The 17,269-nt window shown below is 53.9% G+C and carries 18 protein-coding genes; 13 read left to right on the top strand and 5 right to left on the bottom strand.

All coding sequences use genetic code 11. The features are described 5' to 3' along the window. Nucleotides 1-247: 247 nt before the first annotated feature. From LYZ69_05415 to LYZ69_05385, 7 genes are all read left to right on the top strand, one after another. A complete protein-coding gene (locus LYZ69_05415) occupies nt 248-850 on the top strand; it encodes a winged helix DNA-binding protein (protein ID MDV3277888.1) in 603 nt (200 codons plus the stop codon). 733 nt (nt 851-1,583) lie between these two features. After that, nucleotides 1,584-2,462 carry a mechanosensitive ion channel family protein gene (locus tag LYZ69_05410; GenBank protein MDV3277887.1) on the top strand — a complete coding sequence of 293 codons (879 nt, stop codon included), beginning with the start codon at nt 1,584-1,586 and terminating at the stop codon, nt 2,460-2,462. 467 nt (nt 2,463-2,929) lie between these two features. Next, nucleotides 2,930-3,391, top strand: coding sequence for a hypothetical protein (locus LYZ69_05405; protein ID MDV3277886.1), 462 nt, complete (start codon nt 2,930-2,932; stop codon nt 3,389-3,391). After that, on the top strand, nt 3,316-4,038 hold the full coding sequence (locus tag LYZ69_05400) for an IS1 family transposase (protein MDV3277885.1): 723 nt from the start codon (nt 3,316-3,318) through the stop codon (nt 4,036-4,038). Before LYZ69_05405 ends, LYZ69_05400 begins: the two co-directional genes overlap by 76 nt. 786 nt (nt 4,039-4,824) lie before the next feature. Beyond that, complete coding sequence (locus LYZ69_05395; protein ID MDV3277884.1) at nt 4,825-5,247, top strand: metalloregulator ArsR/SmtB family transcription factor; 423 nt, start codon at nt 4,825-4,827, stop codon at nt 5,245-5,247. Between the two features lie 95 nt (nt 5,248-5,342). Further along, nucleotides 5,343-7,439, top strand: coding sequence for a cation-translocating P-type ATPase (locus LYZ69_05390; protein MDV3277883.1), 2,097 nt, complete (start codon nt 5,343-5,345; stop codon nt 7,437-7,439). Between the two features lie 225 nt (nt 7,440-7,664). Beyond that, a complete protein-coding gene (locus tag LYZ69_05385) occupies nt 7,665-8,261 on the top strand; it encodes a hypothetical protein (protein MDV3277882.1) in 597 nt (198 codons plus the stop codon). Between the two features lie 606 nt (nt 8,262-8,867). On the opposite strand, the gene LYZ69_05380 is transcribed toward LYZ69_05385, so the two are convergent. Then, on the bottom strand, nt 8,868-9,128 hold the full coding sequence (locus LYZ69_05380) for a DsrE family protein (protein MDV3277881.1): 261 nt from the start codon (nt 9,126-9,128) through the stop codon (nt 8,868-8,870). Nucleotides 9,129-9,300: 172 nt separating this feature from the next. On the opposite strand from LYZ69_05380, the gene LYZ69_05375 reads away from it, so the two are divergent. From LYZ69_05375 to LYZ69_05355, 5 genes are all read left to right on the top strand, one after another. Further along, nucleotides 9,301-9,636, top strand: coding sequence for a metalloregulator ArsR/SmtB family transcription factor (locus LYZ69_05375; GenBank protein MDV3277880.1), 336 nt, complete (start codon nt 9,301-9,303; stop codon nt 9,634-9,636). 4 nt (nt 9,637-9,640) lie between these two features. Then, nucleotides 9,641-10,057: a hypothetical protein gene (locus tag LYZ69_05370; GenBank protein MDV3277879.1), complete on the top strand. Its 417-nt coding sequence runs from the start codon at nt 9,641-9,643 to the stop codon at nt 10,055-10,057. Next, nucleotides 10,054-10,773, top strand: a complete 720-nt coding sequence (locus tag LYZ69_05365; GenBank protein ID MDV3277878.1) for a plastocyanin/azurin family copper-binding protein — start codon at nt 10,054-10,056, stop codon at nt 10,771-10,773. Before LYZ69_05370 ends, LYZ69_05365 begins: the two co-directional genes overlap by 4 nt. A 265-nt stretch (nt 10,774-11,038) precedes the next feature. Continuing rightward, nucleotides 11,039-11,398 (top strand): PadR family transcriptional regulator, encoded by a 360-nt coding sequence (locus tag LYZ69_05360; protein ID MDV3277877.1) that lies wholly within the window; start codon nt 11,039-11,041, stop codon nt 11,396-11,398. Beyond that, nucleotides 11,392-12,069, top strand: a complete 678-nt coding sequence (locus LYZ69_05355) for a class I SAM-dependent methyltransferase (GenBank protein ID MDV3277876.1) — start codon at nt 11,392-11,394, stop codon at nt 12,067-12,069. Before LYZ69_05360 ends, LYZ69_05355 begins: the two co-directional genes overlap by 7 nt. A 595-nt stretch (nt 12,070-12,664) precedes the next feature. On the opposite strand, the gene LYZ69_05350 is transcribed toward LYZ69_05355, so the two are convergent. Beyond that, nucleotides 12,665-12,958 carry a hypothetical protein gene (locus LYZ69_05350; protein MDV3277875.1) on the bottom strand — a complete coding sequence of 98 codons (294 nt, stop codon included), beginning with the start codon at nt 12,956-12,958 and terminating at the stop codon, nt 12,665-12,667. Between the two features lie 97 nt (nt 12,959-13,055). On the opposite strand from LYZ69_05350, the gene LYZ69_05345 reads away from it, so the two are divergent. Beyond that, entirely contained in the window at nt 13,056-13,643 is a 588-nt protein-coding gene (locus LYZ69_05345; protein ID MDV3277874.1) for a hypothetical protein, read from the top strand. Nucleotides 13,644-14,039: 396 nt separating this feature from the next. Here the strand turns inward: LYZ69_05345 and hemH are convergent, their stop codons facing one another. Genes hemH through hemL form a run of 3 tightly spaced genes read right to left on the bottom strand, consistent with a single transcriptional unit; the run spans nt 14,040 to nt 17,262 of the window. Then, the gene (gene hemH / locus LYZ69_05340) at nt 14,040-14,942 is read right to left on the bottom strand and encodes a ferrochelatase (GenBank protein MDV3277873.1); all 903 of its coding nucleotides are present in this window, start codon (nt 14,940-14,942) and stop codon (nt 14,040-14,042) included. Next, nucleotides 14,939-15,979: a uroporphyrinogen decarboxylase gene (gene hemE / locus LYZ69_05335; GenBank protein ID MDV3277872.1), complete on the bottom strand. Its 1,041-nt coding sequence runs from the start codon at nt 15,977-15,979 to the stop codon at nt 14,939-14,941. Before hemE ends, hemH begins: the two co-directional genes overlap by 4 nt. Beyond that, nucleotides 15,976-17,262, bottom strand: coding sequence for a glutamate-1-semialdehyde 2,1-aminomutase (gene hemL / locus LYZ69_05330; protein MDV3277871.1), 1,287 nt, complete (start codon nt 17,260-17,262; stop codon nt 15,976-15,978). Before hemL ends, hemE begins: the two co-directional genes overlap by 4 nt. Nucleotides 17,263-17,269 lie beyond the last annotated feature (7 nt).

Raw genomic sequence — 17,269 nt, 5'->3', positions numbered from 1 at the left:
CAAGTTTTCTGCTCTTGTTTGGCAGCAGCTTCCACCTCCGGGGAAGGCGGTGTCGGAGGTCGCTCCTGCTGCGAGGGAGGCTGCTCCTGCTGCGTGGGCAGTGGTGCCTTTGGTTGCTGTCGCGCATCTTTTTTTCTGCGTTGGCGTGGTTTCGATTGGCTCATCGTGGGTTTTGCTTCGCCTGCCGCTGTGTTATACATCTTTGGTTCCAAAAAGCTCAAATTCTAGTAATTTCAGAAATTTGAGTATGTCTGAGCAAGCTGAAGCCAAGATCTACTTGACGCACTTCCCCGTCCAGTCCTTCCTAGAAGCGGACGCATTGTCCAAGGAAAGTACTTGGACGATTTTGGAGAACATAAGGAAGGCTGGTGCGAGAGGAGTTTCAGCGGACGAAATATCCAAGGCGCTTAATCTCCCCAGTAGCGTTGTCTACTCTACGCTCAAGGAGCTTCGCCGACTTGAATTTGTGTTTGTCTATCCACGAGAGAAGAAGCGAAGAAACGAGAGGAAAAAGAGGTATGTGTGTGAAAGAGCGACCTGGGGCAAATACGGAATCAATCCCGACTTCCTCACAGCTCTAAAGCTGGAAGGAGAGGTCTACAAGACCAATGAAAAATTGACGCCGATCCTGTTAGAAGTACTTGGCAACGTGTACGAAGACTTTGAGAAAAAGACGCAACTCAAGATGTTCCTGCCTAGGGCGCGGGAGGAGAACATCTGCCCTAAATGTGACAGAAGCCATGAAGCAATGGAGTTCTTCTATGCCATTCTGCTGAAAGCAATGGACAGCTTCATAACCGAATCTGACGAATTCAGACACTTCCTGACGCAGAGGGGTTTTTCGCGTTGACTGCTCAAAGGGACAACACCACATGATACCGTATGCGAAGTTCGATCCACTCATCAAACGCGACAATACTTGCTCGTGATGCATCTAGCGGGGCAGTCTCTGAGGGGATATGTCTCACTTCAGTCAACACGCCATAAAGTGCCGTTTCCCTGCCCCTCATGATTTGAACGGCATGTGTGACTCGAAACATAATCTACGAGAAAGAGAGACTAGGGCTCTGGCATCCGTCAAACCGCTGTATTTACTAGGATTCCAGCAATTTCGGGTTTTTGCGACAGAACACGTATAAGATGTTCCCCTCTCCCTCGGTCGGATGGGTATCGTCTTCTCGACTACGGCAAAACTCGCGAGCGTTTTAACCAACTGAGTCGTTTTGGCCATTGCTCTTGTGATAACGGAATTTTACAGGTAAGGAATCACCCCAAATCGTGTATCACTTTTCTAGTTCAGTCTTCAGCCTTCGCACGCAGTCATACACGGGATCTGGGCCCGAGCCAAAACCAGAGGGACAACTCGGTATGTCTCTTCAGGGAGCGGCAAACCACATCAGCGGGCAGGGAATCGTAATCGACGGAGGAGAGGTGACGGACCAGTGAGCCTGAAAGGGCCGCTTTCGCGATTAACTATTTCAATCATCACCATCATTGCTGTAACTTGGGTTGCCCTCTTCATTATGGGACAATTCGTCGCGGCTGAATTAGGCCTCGATATGGCCATCACAAAGACCTTGCAAGTGGGAATCATCATCGGCGTAGGGATTGTCGTAATTCACCTCTTCAGCAATTTCAGGAAGACCTTCAGCGAATACGCTAACGCGCACTTTGTGGCACTCGTCCAGATGTTGATAATCATCATAACCTCTCTCTTCGTGTTGTTCGCGGTCCTGAACACACTCGAAGTTCCTCCCAATACCCTTCTCGTCGGTGGAGGATTTCTATCAATTGTCATCGGCTTGATCGTATCAACACTGTTCGGGAACATCATCGCTGGTGCGGTTCTACTCACCACATACCCCTTCAAGGTGGGGGATAACGTGATAGTCAACAATGTGACTGGGAGAATCCTGGAGATAACTAGCTTCTACACCAGAATACTGAACACTTCTGGCAGCGAGACGGTGATTCCCAACGCAGCGATAATTCAAGGCACAGCGGTTGTCTCAAAATTGTCGGCTGACGATTCCTCGCTCTCGACTCGCCTGCACTACTCCGTCGGCGACAAAATATACACCAACTACATCGGTGGCGAGGGAACCGTGGTGGAGATAACACCATTGCATACGAAGGTTCATCTGGACAGTGGGAGAGTCGCGAGGATTCCAAACAACAGCATCTTCTCGGGAGCGGTTCAGATCGCTACGGTGGGCGCCAAGTCTGGTGCCCTCACACTGACTCTAAAAGTTGATGGTAACGCCGAGAAGGCCATCGAGGCGATGAAGGTTGTTGCGGGAAGGGACAAGTCTGTCTACAAATCGCCTCCAGCAGTGCTTTACTCCTCGCTTGACGGTTCGATTGTGGAACTTAAGGTCTCGTGCGAGGTGGATCCGTCCAGGTTAGAGGAGGCGAGGAGCTCGCTTCTCAGAGCCGCCTATTCGGCGTCTCATCAATCCTAGCGGCCCGATGAGTCCCCGGTCAGCATATCTTGGACAAGGGGCTGGTGATGAAATTAAGCACTTGTGTCTCTAGATGGGTTTGGCGCTTGGCTCGTCAGTCTGCGAGAAAAGGCGGTTCTCCTGCTGGAAACTCTCCTTTGACCCTGTCCAAAGGAACCTTGCGAAGAGTAGGACCGAGCCTCGAAGACTTAGGCAACTCTTCGCGCTTGCGCGGACACCAATCGTCTGACGGTGAAGAGTCAGAAGACGAATATGAGGATGATTATGAAGGGGACTCAGATGAGCCCGAAGAAGAGGAGGAAGAATTCTAGGTCCCATGCCATAAAAATCATCAAAGGTCATATTAATTCTAGCTTAATCTAATTGTCTGCGTTGGCCCTTTCTTTTCAGGTAGTGTCCCAGTTATATTAGTCGTCATGTGATCTTGTCATTCGGGTAGAAGAACGTGCTTGCACCGCATCGGTGGCATGACCGACAAACAAGAAGAAGAGGCGACAGACTGGTCCGGCTACTCGTGCCCGAACGCGAGCTGCAGGGACCACGGAGTCGCGGGCAGGGGGAACATACGGCTGGAGAGGCGCTACGGCAGGAACAGCGTGGCCCTCCTCAGATGCAAGACCTGCATGAAGACGTTCTCGGAGAACCGGGGGACGCCTCTCTTCAGGCTCAGGCTTCCGTACGAGAAGTTCAGAGAGGTGCTCACCTCTCTCGTCAGGTGCGGGAGCATCAGGGGGACGGCGGATACGGTCGGAGTGAACAAGAACACCGTCGAGAGGATAGTGAAGCTCGCGGGGAAGCACATGAAGAGGTTCAACGACTTCATGCTCCGCAACCTCAGGATGAGCCAGGTCCAGTGCGACGAGTTCTGGACGTACATCGCATCCAAAAGGGGGGTTCGGATGACGAAGGCGAGAGGTACGTCTCCGTAGTCCAGAACCCGGAGACGAAGCTCTGGGTCTCCAAGCACACCGGAGGAAGGGAGAGGGAGGACTGGCTCGCCACAATCTACGACATGGACTCCAGGCTCGACCACTCCCATCCTTTGCCGCTGATAGTCTCGGACAACTGGGACCCGATCAAGGATGCGGTCGAGGAGGCGTACGGCGTGGAGTACCTCCCCGTTCACGACGGAAGGGGAAGGCCATATTCGAAGAGCAGGTTCGCGCCAAGGCCTGACCTGAAGTACGCCCAGGTGGTGAAGGTGAGGGACCAGCACGGCAACCTGAAGAGCGTGGAGACCATGATTGTCCACGGAGACCCAGTGGACGTCAGGGCATCGCTCATCCTCTCTGGCTCGAGGAGCATAGCCACGTCATCGGTCGAGAGGCAGAACCTGTCAGTGAGGAATTACGGGAAGAGGTTCGCCAGGAAGACGATCTGCTTCTCGAAGGACGGGGAGTATCTCGCGTCATACATCGAGATGCTCCAGGCGTGGTTCAACTTCATCAAGCCTCACAGGAGCTTGAGGGTGAAGAACCCAGACGGGTCGTACACGCGTAGAACACCGGCGATGGCCCAGGGGCTGGCGAACAGGCCGCTGACGTGGCAGGATGTCCTCAGATGGAGGTGCAACTAATATAACTGGGACACTACCTCTTTTCATACACGAACGTAGTTTGTGACACCTCGATTGGTCAGCTTTCCACTAGCGTAGATGCCAATGCCATTTGACGCGGGATTTGACATCAGACGATACTGAGTCCCACCGGACTTGAACTCGTGACCACGGATTGCACGTGCCAAAAATTCCTAAATCAGTACCATGCCAAACTAACACCGAAAACGGCGATAAATGTGCAATCGAGTGCTTAATCCGGTGCGCTGATACCTTGTCCAGCTGCCCGGAGAGGGTTCTGTCAAGTCTGCGAGCCGTGTTTAGGGGTGTCAACAATGCGCCAATCATTGAACTCGAAGGGAACTATGACACCATTGCGTTCGGCATGGAGCAATCCCCTGACCAGATTTGTTGCGTGGTCATGGTCCTGTATCGCCTCCTTCAGCTTCAAAGGCCTGCCACAAAGAGAACAGCGGCCATCTTGTTCCTTATGCTGCTTCAATTTGATCTCGCGCGTCATTGGATACCTTCGCGACGTGGTAGTGTGAAGATAGGCGTAGACCTTCGATTTGGTTAAGCTAAGTTCTTCCAGCCTTTGGTAGAAATAGGCCCTTGCCCCCAAGTCGAATGCGTTCACCGCTCTTGGATTTTTGCGCGTGATTGTGTTACCCTTCCGTTCTATCGAAGGCGGTGTCTTCAATCGTTTCCCTCATAGCCCGACGCTTTACAACCTTTGCCATGGCCCGTCAACTTGACAGAACCCGTTTCAAGCAACCTTATATCAATGTAGTTTGATATATTGAACCAATGGTAAACGAGATCGAAAGTCTCCTCCTGGCGAGAATCGAGAAGACGATGCCGGGAAGGCCGTCATGCGAGGGGATGCCTCCATCGGCTTGGGTTGAGGAGTTGCGTCAGGTTGTCTCGGAAGCATCCAAGGAAGGCGAAGCTTCGGTCCTTTCGCAATTCTTCAGAGCGCTTGGCGACCCGGTTCGCGTGAAGATTGTGACCCTTCTGGCAAGGAAAGGGGAGCTCTGTGCCTGCGAGGTTCAGGCCGGAATTGACCAGATACAATCGCTGACGTCTCACCACATGAACGTGCTCAGGAGGGCTCACATCATCAGGGCAAGAAAGGAAGGAAGATGGATGTATTACAGTCTTGAAGAAGGAATGACTGAGTTGCTACTTCGGGCTAGACAGATTCTGAAGGTACGCAATATGGATGAGTGACGATAGCAAGCTTGTCCGCCCAGCAGCAACATCAAGGAGGAGAACAACAACAACCGAGTGAAGTTTTGGACTTGCAAGTTCAAGGACTATGCTGCTTGGAATGCTCTCAGAATGTGGAAAAGACTCTCAAAAAGAAACAGGGCGTTCATGCAGTCGAGCTCTTTACGCAAGCCGAGAAAGCAAGAATTGCCTACGATCCGAAAAAGATTCAAGCAAGCGAGCTTGTTGACGCCGTCCGGCGCTTAGGATACAACGCGACACCTACTACTTCGGCTCTAGAAGAAGCGGCAGTAAAGCCACGAGCTAGCTTTGGCAACAATATCCGTTTATTGTTTCTGAGTGCAATCTCAGTTATTGCACTTGTTGAAATCTTTGGAGAGCGGCTCGGTTTCATCGAATCTGCCTTCCAGATCATACCAGTTCCGATCCTCTTACTCGGAATCGCTATCGGGGGCTACCCAATTTTCAAGAGAGCGGCTATCGGTCTTTGGCAAAGGACCATCAACGTAGACACCATGATGACCGTGGGGATACTGGGAGCTGCTGCTATAGGTCAATTCACCTCTTCCCTCCTCATTGTCTTCTTTATGACAATCGCGCACTACATGGAGAATTTCACGGTCGAACGATCTCGGAAAGCTGTAAAGGAGCTCATCAAACTCTCTCCGAAGACAGCTGTTGTGGTACGAGAAGGAAAAGAACTTTCTGTTCCGATAGACAAGATCGATGTGGGCGAAATTGTAATCGTCCGTCCCGGCCAAAAGGTTCCGGTAGACGGGAGGGTAATTAGTGGGCATAACGTCGTAGACCAAGCCGCTATCACCGGTGAATCTATTCCTGTCGAGAAGCAAGTTGGCGATTTTGTTTTCGCTGCAACACTCAACCAGGCAGGAATGATAAAGATGGAGGTGGAAAGAGTCGGCAAAGATACGACCTTTGGAAAGATTGTCCAGCTCGTCGAGGATGCAAGCTCCTCAAAATCAAAAGCGCAAAAGTTCGCGGATAGGTACACTAAATATTACCTGCCTGCAGTAATAGCATTTTCCGCGCTCACATTCCTAGTAAGTCGCAACGTAGTTTTCGCAATCGCAGTGCTGGTAGCAGCGTGTCCATGTGCAGTTGGATTAGCTACGCCCCTCTCCGTAGTAGCTAGCATGGGCGCATCAGCAAGGAATGGTCTTCTGATTAAGGGCGGTCTCTACCTCGAGAATCTGGCTAAGATCGACACGGTAGTCGTGGACAAGACGGGGACACTAACGAGCGGGCTACCTCAGGTTAGCGGCATAATCCCATTAGGGAGTCTAACAGAAAGGGAGATTCTTGGCCTCTCAGCGTCTATCGAAAGATACTCGGAACACCCGCTAGCATCAGCGATTGTTCGGAAAGCGATGGAGAGCGGAATAAACCTCGTCGAACCCGATAATTTTGAAACAGCCGTCGGAAGAGGAGTCGTAAGTGTAGTGAAGGGAGAAATCTACTCGATCGGTAACCTCAAACTCGCGTATGAAAGAGGTATTCAGATTCCTGAAGATGTTGTACGGGAAGCTGAAAGACTCGAAACAGAAGGTAGCACGGTTCTCTATTTGCTGAGGGAACGGGAGCCAATTGCGCTAATTGCCGTTGCAGATGTACTCAGAGAAGAAGTTCCAGACTCTTTCAGGGAGCTTGCGAAACTCGGAGTCAAGAGGACTATTCTTCTTACAGGGGATAACGAAAGGATTGCTTCTGCGGTAGCTAGAAGGCTAGAGATTAAGGAATTTAGAGCAAATCTGCAACCGGAAGACAAGATCGCTGAGGTGAAGAAATTACAACTGGAAGGTCATCGAGTTCTCATGATCGGTGACGGAATCAATGACGCACCTGCTCTTGCCCAAGCGGATGTGGGCATGGCCATGGGGAAGGCTGGCACTGACGTTGCAATCGAAGCAGCCCACGTTGCCCTCATGCGCGATGATTGGCGAATGGTTCCGCAGGCCATTAGGATCGGCCGGCGAACGTATGGCACGATAAAGCAAAATGTCGTCATAGGCATTGTGTGGGACGCCATAGACATGGGTCTTGCTTCGGTAGGCATTTTTACTCCTGTTCTGGCAGCCGCTGCTCAATCAGTGCCGGATGTGCTAGTCTCGGTTAATTCCTCGCGCCTGCTTAGGGATTCGCGGTACCGTATGTCTCGTTGGAGGGGCAGATAGATTCTGGTAGAGTGCGAACTCTGTGGAAAGGACCTCAAATCCGAGTCCGGCCTAATTCAGCATTACACGGCCAAGCATCCGAACCAACCAGTTCCACAGCTATCCTCTTCAAAAGAGAAGGGACAGGAGAAGGAAGGTCAGCCACCGGGGAGTCGTGGCGGTCTGAAGCGCAATCTCGAGTCAAGGAAGACGAGACGCCGAGCGATTATCCTCGGGGTGGCGCTAGTGCTTGTGGTTGGAAGTGGGCTCGGGGCATATGGCCTTTACAACTTTCAAAGTCACCCCAGTGCCCCGTATGGATCCTTCCCATATCCATGCAATGTTGAGACAAATGGCCTGGCCATCCACCTCCATCCATGGATCAGGATAGTAATAGATGGGCAGAACGTAACGATTCCTGCGAATGTGGGCCTTGTCAACGGGTGCGAGGAGCCTATCCATACGCATGACGCATCCGGGATAATACACGTCGAATCGCCGGATGCAAGCGGACAGTACACGCTCGGAGGCTTCTTCTCTGCCTGGAAGGCAACCTACGGGACCATAAGCATCAACGGAGCCAGCCACCCAATCGTGTTCAACTCGACCGACATCCTCGGCTTCAGCGCCGACTCGACCCACAAAGTCGTTTTACTAGTTGACGGAAAGCCTTCCACCGATTATGGCTCTTTGGTCCTGAATTCTCTGGATTACTGCAGCGCAGCGACAACGGGTCCTCCGTGCTATCCGACTGGGTTGGGTAATCCTTACTGGAATGGTCAGCAATACCCGTACGGGGTTGGTCATACCATCGTGATAGAATACACGACCGTCCCAAGCTGAGATGACGACAGATGGCTGGAAATCGAACTGAAGGTTGTGGACAAGAAGATGCATCATGGAAAGAGAAAGAGAAGGTGCTGGCTCCAGCTGCTGGTTTCGCTGTCAGGAGAGCCGCTGTACGCCAGCCCAACAAAAATGACGGGCAAATTTACGAAAGGTTGAACCCGTACATTTCTACTGGCTAAAGGACTGCCGGGCCCGCGCTCACCCGGGTTCGGTACCCGTCGGGCTCGCGTCCCATCTTGCGACTTCTCTGAGCTACAAGCTCCTGCCATAGTCCACCACGGTGGCGAATAAATACCAACCATACGGTATTGATCAGGGTTGCCTAATCGAGTGACTCCGAGGTGTGCCAAGGGTTCGAACCTGCATCGACTGAGACCCTTGTCCATGCCAAGGGTTTGGGCCGGAAGTATCGGGAAGTGCACAACATGGGTCCCTTCCGGCCCAGCCTTCAACCTCAAAGCTCTATTTCCGATTGACACAACCATCCTGTAAAGAACCGTTTACCAGCGTCAGGAATTGGGGTTCAAATCCCGGCCGGGACACGCTTGAAATAGGCTCCTTTTCCCCGTTGAAGCCGAAAACGAGCTTCTCAAGCCACGGCTAATGAGAGTTCGAAAATTCCTCGGATGAAGGGATTCGAACTTGTCCGAAACTGAGCATCCTATCCGAATCTACCGTCAGGTTCACCAAGTCCTGCATCGTGGAGATGGGGCAGAGGTCGGTGCTACCCTTCTTCCTGATTTTGAGGCAGGTACCGCATGTGAGAATCTCACCTCCCTTGTCCACATACTCACTCATCATCTTCTTCACGTCGAACTTGACATCATTGACTTCCTCACTCTCAACCCCTCGCCCAAGCAAGAAGACCTTGACAGAATGTTTGTTCTAAATTGCCTTGACCCCGTATCTGAAGGCGTTCCAGACTATTTCCGGCTCGTTTGTTGAAACGACAAGCCCGATTTTCATTTTCGTTCGCTTGATTCCGCATCCCAGGATATATTCATATGTATGCATATAGCTGGCAGCTGTTGCGATGCAGGACAGGATTTTCGAGATGCATGCGGAGATATGCAAGACGCTGGGAAGCCCGGTCAGGATAGAGATTCTCGACTCGCTGCGTGACGGAGAGAAGACCGTCGGCCAAATCTCGCAGGAGCTGGGACTGAGACAGGCCAATATCTCTCAGCACCTTGGGGTGCTCAGGCAGAGGCGGGTCGTGACGACTCGGAAGGAGGGCACAAGCGTCTTCTACGGGGTGTCGAATCCCAAGATCATCCAGGCCTGCCGCCTGATGAGAGAAGTCCTGCTTGAGCAGCTCAAGGAGTCGCAGAGGCTGACCGTTTTAGCTGAGAGGCGCGGGTCGAGATAATATCATGGCGATTGCGGAAGACAAACCAACGACTGCCTTTACCCTCTCTCTTTTGGGCCTGGTCTTCCAGGCCTTGGGGGGTCTGATGGTTGCGTATGCGTCGGCCTATTGGCCGTCCTACGGCTTCTTCGGGCCTGGAATGATGGGGCCTTGGATGATGTTTGGAGGACCATGGATGTTCGGGTCCTATACCTATTGGTTCCCTCTGTTCGTAGTCGTCGCAGCTGCAGAGATAGCCCTTGGAGTGCTGGGCGTTCTGTGGATGAATAGCGCGAGTCTGAGCAAAGTCCGGACGGGATCTACGCTGGTCTTGGTCGCTTCGATAATCGCGTTCCCCACAATGTTCGGCTTCATGATAGGCTCTCTACTGATGCTTGTCGGAAGCGTTCTTGGCCTGAGCTGGCGGCCCCAGGCAGGATGAGAGGGAAAGAATTCATGAAGGATTCGTCCAAGGTGATAATCGCGATAAGTGTCGGAATAGCATTCGCGGTGGCTCTGTCGGCTCCTATCCTTGTGAGCGGATATTCTGGGAGCACTGCAGGCGTGAACAGTGCCGAGGGCGGCCAGTTCTTCGGAGGGATGATGAGCATGATGGCGACCCAGGGCCAGACAATCCCTGAAACTCAAGTCATCCAGTTGATGAGGAGCATTCCGGGATACGCGAATGTAATCCCGGCCAACGACACCATAGTCTTCAGCTCCAAAGACATCAAGCTCGTCGTGCTTGCGACCGACCTCAAGGGCGCCGCGAACCTTACTACAAACGCACCGCCTAGCTATGCTACCGACAACGTCTTTGTGATTTACGGCCTGGTCAACCCCACGCTTGTGGTCCCACGCGGGGCCACGTTGCAAGTCACCTTCGTTAATCTAGACAACGACATGTACCACAACTTCGCGATGGCCTCCCTGAGTCCTCCGTACCCGTTCATGGTCATGCAGGGAATGATGTACGGGCAGCAGCAGAGGCCGTGGATAGCGATGGCGCCCTTCCTACCTCCAGCAAATAATGGTCAAGGGCTGGTGTATGGATATTCGTACACAGTTACCCTTGGCGAACAAGGGAGCCTTTGGTACCTGTGCACGTACTCCGGACACGCTCAAGCCGGGATGTACGGAAAGGTGCTGGTGAGCTAACTGGAATCCTGCCTCCTCTAGACTGCATAACAGCATTTATATCAGCCCTGATATAAGACGCGACCTGAGGAGATGAAGAGATATGCAAAGATACGGATGGGGCAGCCAGTGCGGCTGTTGCTGCTCTGGGCCGGGTTATTTTTGGCCCAGAAGTAGGGACGAATTCGTGGAGGAGCTGGAGGACTACAAGGCGAGCCTAGAATCTGAAATAACAGCCCTCGAGAAGAGGATCCAGTCCCTCAAAGAGAAGAAGGAGTGAGAGGGGATGCCGGGAGGATGGTGCAGGTGCGGTCCCTTTAGGGTAAACGTCGTGCCCCAGGGCATGCTCAAGCCCTACATCCTTCGGCTACTCTCCGAGAGGCCTATGCACGGCTTTGAGATGATGGAGGAGATATTCCAGCGAACGAAGGGGATGTGGCGGCCAGGACCTTCTGCAATCTATCCGACACTCACATGGCTCGAGGAGACGGGCTACGTCGAGGAGATGCAGAGCGAGGCGAAGGGAGAGAAGGCAAGGAGGCCGTACAGAATCACAGGGAAGGGAAAGGAGGCACTGAAAGGCTACGGCAAGTTTAGGAGCGAGTGGCTCGAGGGCGTCTCGCAGCTCAGAGAGATTTGGTGGTAAGAATATCGGATAGTGTGAGAGAACCTCTGGATAGACAAAGACAGCACTGGGAGAAGATGCTTGAAAACAATCCAGAGATGTTTGGTGATGAGCCCAGTGATCCCGCTCGGATTGCGGCTGAGCTCTTCAAAAAGGAAGGGAAGACAAATACCTTGGAACTCGGCGGTGGACAGGGAAGAGACACTATTTTCTTCGCCAAGAGCGGTTTCAAAACAACGGTCTTGGACTATTCAGATGCAGGAATCAAAGCCATAAGAGAAAAGGCTCTTGCATTGGGACTGCATCAGTCGATTACTGCACTGCTCCATGATGTGCGTACTCCTTTGCCCTTCCCCGACGAATCTTTTGATGCCTGTTACTCCCACATGCTTTTCAACATGGCTCTCACAACAGCCGAATTAGGATACCTGTCTGAGGAGGTCAGACGAGTGTTAAAGCAAGCCGGACTCTGCGTTTATACTGTCAGGCACACCGGTGACCCCCATTACGGAAGAGGCACCCATCGTGGTGAGGACATGTATGAGTTGGGCAGTTTTATCGTGCATTTCTTCAGCAGGGAAAAAGTGGAACGTCTGGCCAAGGGCTATGACATTGTCGGTGTTGACGAATTTGAGGAGAGCGAACTGCCCAGAAGACTTTTCCGGGTAACACTCAGAAAGAGGGAGGATTAGGCAGGCGGAACCAAATCATGAAAAAAGAGGAGCGATGAATCAACCTGTAAAGAAAACGATAGAAAGAATGATGACGGGAATGATGTAACAGGATGACATGCCGCAGGTGATGAACAAGGTGATGTCCGCTTTCAAAGAGCAATTGAATACTTGAGTGAGAGGTTCTAGCAAACCTCGACCACCCCTGCAATCGGATGCCTACCAAGGCTCACCCTTTTCTCCTCGTCTTTCCATTCACCTTTTCCCTTCTCTGCGGCCCATTTCTTACGATAGTAGAGGAACGTTCTCGTCGCAAGACTACGCGAGGGGCAATCTACAAGGTCATGCTAATCCCGGCCGGGGCAGGCCTTTCACATGACAGAAGTCTTCCTGAGACGGGGATTTGAGCTACAAAGTGGGAATCATGTCCTGTCCCGCACTTCAACTTCTGGTGCCGCCTTCGCTTTGTTCAGTTGCTTCGGGCGGGGTCTTTTTATCCCACAGTGCAGCTACATTCTGCCACATTGGAACGCGGAGAGGCCGAGAAATCCGGGTACCGAACCCCCCCGGGGTTCGACTCCCATCGGGTCAGCATTCAGCTTGTCAAGCTAGCAGTCTATAGTTTTGCCAAGGCAAGTTGACGCAAGACCTCAATCGCCACTGCTTCTGACTCGTTGACGAATATCACACTCAGTCCCGCATCCTTGGCCTTCCTTCCGAACTTCTTGTCTTTGGTGACCAGTATCACCCCAGGATGGTCGGCCACGAACTCCTGGACCTTGGCATCGGGCACGCCCTTTCTTGTATCCCTGTTTCCCAGAATCTCCGTCACATCTCTCACCTTGATCCCAGCACGGTCAAGGTAGGCTCTCAATCCCAGGGCCTGTTGGTCGAGGAAGACTTCGACCATCAGAACCAAGCCCGCCAGCCATCGATATAAGGTGAGAACCCGCTGGGCAGTCCTGATGCAGAATCGAAGGCGAACTAGGGAAGAAGCGCGCGAATTAATGGTCTTCCTCATCGAACTGAGAGAGCAGTGTTCCCAGTGCGTTGCAGCCTTCGGCGAACTCGAGGAGATTGTCAAGTACCCGCCACCCCAAGACCAGGAAGGAAGACGGAGTTGGAACCGCAAGGTGTGGCTTAGAGTGCACGCCCTGCTCTCCACCAGTTCTAACGTGTCTCACATCATCTGGCCTAACCCCCTCAAAAGGAGGGGTTCAGTCGCAACAGAGAAATCGCTCAAGCGAGGGCGTGAACTACAGGCATTTCTGCGCATCAAAGATGACAATCCATTGATTGCAAGACAAGTGAGAAATGCGTTTGAGCACATCGACGAGCAACTGGACGACTGGTTGCCCACCGTCCCAGAAGATATTCCGCTTGGCTGGGCCATCAGCACGTATCCTCCGGAAGACGAGCCCGAGGATACGAAGAACGCCTTCAGGTACGTCCAGGTGAATAGTATGGACCTGCGCGTTGCGGGCGCAACCTGTAATCTCGAGGAGATAGTCCAGTGGATCGAAGGCATCATTCAAAGAATACCGGATGAAGCGCAGATGATTTATCGAAAACACGGGGAACCTGAAACTAACTAGCTTCACCTTGGAATACTGTCTCTGGCTCGGCGCGTCAGCCTGAACCGGTAGAAGCGGTGGTAATCCGTTCGGCTCCGACGTTGCGTGGAGGATAAATATCATAATCAGTTATAGCCGGTATGACTCGAATGAATCCCCCGACCAGCCGCAGAACAGAAAATGCGGATAGCATCACGACTACGGGGTTCTGCTCCATAACAGAGGGCGGAGTTCTTCCACCCCCCGTTATGTTCGACGCGTCTCGGCCATAGTCCTCCTGACGCTTGGACTAATCCGAACAGAACTCCTTTGAAAGATCACGAAACGTTGACTGAAAGTAAACAAAGGCTTGACAATTTGTTGTTTCAAAAATGACATAGCGCAGTCACCAAGGCGACTGCCAGGCAGGCTGTTTCATCATAGGAACTGTTTCTCAAGAATAAGGGAATGAAGGCAGTCAACAAAATCGTCAGAGTCGTTGAGGGAATCGCACCTTGCCAGCTGAGCGCCGTTCTTCTCTGCCCATTGTTTGCATTCAATATCGATGTCGTAGAGAATCTCTAGGTGGTCAGCAACGAAACCTATCGGAGCGATTAAGAAGTTCCCGAACCCTCGATCGAACTGCCCTTGCAGGTGGTCAAGTATGTCCGGCCCTAGCCACGGCTCCCTCGAATGACCCGCGCTCTGGAATGAAAAGGTCCATTCGCTTCGACGAATTGCCGCTGATATCAACTCGCAAGTCTCGATGAGCTGGTACCGGTAAGGGTCTCCGCTGGCCAGGATCTTCTCGGGGAGGCTGTGGGCGGAGAAGACGAGGGAGTAGGTCTCTGGGAGCTTCCGCTCCGAGCTTCTAATCCTTGATGCCCAGGCCTCTATCAGCTTCGGATTCCTGTGCCACGAGTTGACCGAGTCCAGTTTCATTCTTCGGGGCAGAGCAGCGTTTGCCATTTCCACAGCGAGCGTGTACGTGCCGACGCTCATCTTGGAGTAGTGCGGAGCGAGCGCGATTGAGAGGAGCTCAGCGACCCCGTCACCGGCGGCCCTCTTGACGACGTCGGCGATAAAGGGTTCCGAGTGTTTCATCGCTGAATAGACGAGCGTGTCGGAGCCCTGGTCCGCTACTCGACGCTGCAGCTTCTCCCTGAGGCTCTCGGTGATTCGAATCAACGGGGATGTCCCTCCTATGGCCTTGTATCGCTGGCGGAGGCCCTCGATCTCGGCGTCGGTCGGCCTCTGGCCGCCGCGAATGTTCGTGTGGAACTCCTCCACTCCTTCAAGGGAGCGGGGCGTCCCGTACGTCATCAGCATTATTCCCTTCATCCCGTCTTCCTCTTAGTCCGCGCATGAACTGTGTTCACGATTCGGCGAAGGTTCTCGGGGTCGGTGTCACGAAGAACACCGTGGCCCAGGCTGAATATGTGCCCCGATCGTCCCTTGGCTCGGTCCAGGATGTCCGTAACACGTTTCTCCATCTCTTCCCCGCCGGCCAGCGCGGCTGCGGGGTCCAGGTTCCCCTGGACGGCGGTGGCACCGTCACACCTTCGCCAGACATCTTCTATCGGTATCCTCCAGTCCACGCTCAGGACCTCCGGTCCCGTCCGGTGGAACTCCTCTACCAGGGCGGAAGAGTCGGCACAGAAGTGAATCCTCGGCACCGAGTTGACGGAGTCGAATATCTCGCGAGTGAAGGGAAAGACAAATTGATCGTAGTCACGCGGTGAAAGACAACCTACCCAGCTGTCGAAGAGCTGGATCGCAGACACGCCGTGCTTCACCTGGACCGACAAGTAGCCCTTGATCATGTCGGTCAGGCTTTTCATGAGGGGTCGCCATGTCTCTGGGCTCGAGTACATCAACGCCCTGGTCTTCGCCAGTTCCCTGCTCGGCCCGCCCTCAATCATGTAGGCCGCGAGGGTAAACGGCGCTCCGGCGAAGCCGATCAGCGGAGTCCGACCGTCCAGCTTCTGGATGGCCCTGTCGATGCCGCCGTAGACGTAAGAGAGGTCCATCTCCGGGTCCGGCCTCCGGAGCGCCGCCACGTCGCTCGGTCCCCGGATTGGATTCGAGACTATCGGCCCTACGTCCTCCTCGATTCTGAACTTCACGCCCATCGCCTCCAGCGGCAGCATGATGTCTGCGAAGATGATTCCCGCGTCGACGCCCAGGGCGCGTACGGCATCAGCGACCACCTCCGACGCAAGCTCGGGGTCCTTCGTAATCTCCAGTACGTTTCTCCCTCCCTTGAGTCGCCTGTAGCTCGGGAGGAATCTGCCAGCCTGCCTCATGAACCAGACGGGAGTATACTCCGTCTCTCGCCCGAAGCAGGCGTCGATGAACGGCGAGTCCGTCCGCCTCATGACGCAAGACCCCGGAATGCTCGCCGCGATGCCGAAACGGTCGTTCTCACGTCACCATCGGAGTGGGCTATCGAGAGGAAGAAGGTCTCGAAGGCGGAGGGCGGAAAGTAGATTCCGGACTCGAGCAGGGCGCGGTGGAATCTGGGATACAGCTGATGGTTCGAGCCTTTTGCGTCCCTGAAGTTCCGTACCTTCCCTGATGCGAAGAAGAGACCTAGCATCGAGCCGACTCTGTTTACTGTGAGTTGCACGCCGCAGGCGGCTGCTGCCTCGAGGAGGCCATCTTCGAGGCTTGCTGACAGCCTCTCGAGCCAGGAGTACGCTTTCCGGTTCAGCTGGGAGAGGGTCGCTAACCCTCCGGCCATGGCCACCGGGTTTCCTGACAGAGTGCCGGCCTGGTAGACCGGCCCCTCGGGTGCGACCATCCGCATGATATCATCTCTGCCACCGTAGGCGCCGACCGGGAAGCCTCCCCCGATTACCTTGCCCAGGCAGGTCAGGTCGGGCCTCACCCCATAGATCGCCTGGGCGCCTCCCGGAGCAACCCTGAATCCTGTAATCACCTCGTCAAAGATCAGGACCGAACCGCTTTCGCTGCAGAGCTTCCTCAGCCTCTGCAGATAGCCGGGTATCGGCGGCACGACCCCCATGTTGCCCGCCACCGGCTCGATGATGGCAGCGGCGATCTCGCCACCGTGGGAGCGGAACGCGTCCTCGAGCTGCTCTTCGTTGTTGAATTCGAGGGTTAGTGTCTCAGCCCCAGCAGACGACGGAATACCCGCCGAGTCTGGCATGTCGAAGGTTGCCATCCCGGAGCCGGCGCGGGTGAGGAAGGGGTCCGCGTGGCCGTGATAGCAGCCTTCAAACTTGAGCAGCTTGGTCCTGCCGGTGAACGCCCGAGCCAGGCGCAGTGCAGACATCGTCGCCTCCGTACCGGAGCTCACGAAGCGAACCTTCTGAATGCTCGGCACCATACCGCAGACTTTCTGGGCCAGTCTCAGCTCCGGAACCGAAGGAGCCCCGAAGCTGGTCCCAGTCGTTGCGGCCTTGGTCACGGCCTTAATCGTCTTGGGGTTCGAGTGGCCTAGGATGAGTGGCCCCCACGAGCAGACGTAGTCGATGAATGAATTTCCATCCGCGTCCCATATCCGAGAGCCTTTTCCCTTCACGAAGAAGACCGGGGTGCCGCCCACCGCCTTGAACGCGCGGACGGGACTGTTGACCCCGCCAACCATGACCCTCCTCGCCTCGGCGTAGAGCTCCTTCGACTTTAGCATCTTCATCTCGGAC

The sequence above is a fragment of the Nitrososphaerales archaeon genome, assembly GCA_032906765.1.
Lineage (GTDB): Archaea > Thermoproteota > Nitrososphaeria > Nitrososphaerales > Gagatemarchaeaceae > DASPPF01.
Note: the sequence above shows the minus strand (reverse complement) of the source record. Positions and strands in the feature narration are given on the sequence as shown.

Bases quoted from the DNA above. Each gene is read 5' to 3' on its own strand.
- LYZ69_05415 (MDV3277888.1), top strand. From the start codon at position 248: ATGTCTGAGCAAGCTGAAGCCAAGATCTACTTGACGCACTTCCCCGTC.
- LYZ69_05405 (MDV3277886.1), top strand. From the start codon at position 2,930: ATGACCGACAAACAAGAAGAAGAGGCGACAGACTGGTCCGGCTACTCG.
- LYZ69_05395 (MDV3277884.1), top strand. From the start codon at position 4,825: ATGGTAAACGAGATCGAAAGTCTCCTCCTGGCGAGAATCGAGAAGACG.
- LYZ69_05375 (MDV3277880.1), top strand. From the start codon at position 9,301: ATGCAGGACAGGATTTTCGAGATGCATGCGGAGATATGCAAGACGCTG.
- LYZ69_05370 (MDV3277879.1), top strand. From the start codon at position 9,641: ATGGCGATTGCGGAAGACAAACCAACGACTGCCTTTACCCTCTCTCTT.
- LYZ69_05365 (MDV3277878.1), top strand. From the start codon at position 10,054: ATGAGAGGGAAAGAATTCATGAAGGATTCGTCCAAGGTGATAATCGCG.
- LYZ69_05360 (MDV3277877.1), top strand. From the start codon at position 11,039: ATGCCGGGAGGATGGTGCAGGTGCGGTCCCTTTAGGGTAAACGTCGTG.
- LYZ69_05350 (MDV3277875.1), bottom strand. From the start codon at position 12,958: ATGGTCGAAGTCTTCCTCGACCAACAGGCCCTGGGATTGAGAGCCTAC.
- LYZ69_05345 (MDV3277874.1), top strand. From the start codon at position 13,056: ATGGTCTTCCTCATCGAACTGAGAGAGCAGTGTTCCCAGTGCGTTGCA.
- hemH (MDV3277873.1), bottom strand. From the start codon at position 14,942: ATGAAGGGAATAATGCTGATGACGTACGGGACGCCCCGCTCCCTTGAA.
- hemE (MDV3277872.1), bottom strand. From the start codon at position 15,979: ATGAGGCGGACGGACTCGCCGTTCATCGACGCCTGCTTCGGGCGAGAG.
- hemL (MDV3277871.1), bottom strand. From the start codon at position 17,262: ATGAAGATGCTAAAGTCGAAGGAGCTCTACGCCGAGGCGAGGAGGGTC.